The organism is Marinitenerispora sediminis, from assembly GCF_003336425.1.
Classification (GTDB): Bacteria; Actinomycetota; Actinomycetes; order Streptosporangiales; family Streptosporangiaceae; genus Marinitenerispora; species Marinitenerispora sediminis.
Genome location: NZ_QEIO01000408.1, coordinates 1 through 313, shown reverse-complemented (window position 1 = coordinate 313; position 313 = coordinate 1). Strand labels below are relative to the sequence as shown.

General features: G+C 75.4%; 1 pseudogene. It reads right to left on the bottom strand.

The annotated features are described in order from the left end of the window. Positions 1–184, bottom strand: a pseudogene (locus tag DEF28_RS27035) (3-methyladenine DNA glycosylase); the annotation flags it as partial. Positions 185–313: the final 129 nt, after the last annotated feature.

Sequence of the window (313 nt, the reverse complement as noted above, 5' to 3'; positions counted from 1 at the left end):
AGCGGCGCAGCCGGGCCGGGCGGTGGCTGTAGTACTCGAACAGGAAGTCCTCGACCGGGTGGCGGACGCCGCGCTCGCGGCGGCGCAGGTGCCCCTCGGTCAGCGCGTCGACCCGCCGGTAGTGGGCGTCGCGCAGCGCCCGCCACTCGTCCTGCTCCAGGACGGCGGCACCGGTCTGGCGCACCTTCGTCCCCTCTCCTCCGCGCGGCCGAGGGGCGGCCGGTCAGTCCTGGCCGAACGACTCGACCCGCATGACACTGGCGACGGCCCGCACCATGTCCAGGCCGCGCAGGTCCTCCACGGTACGGGCCAG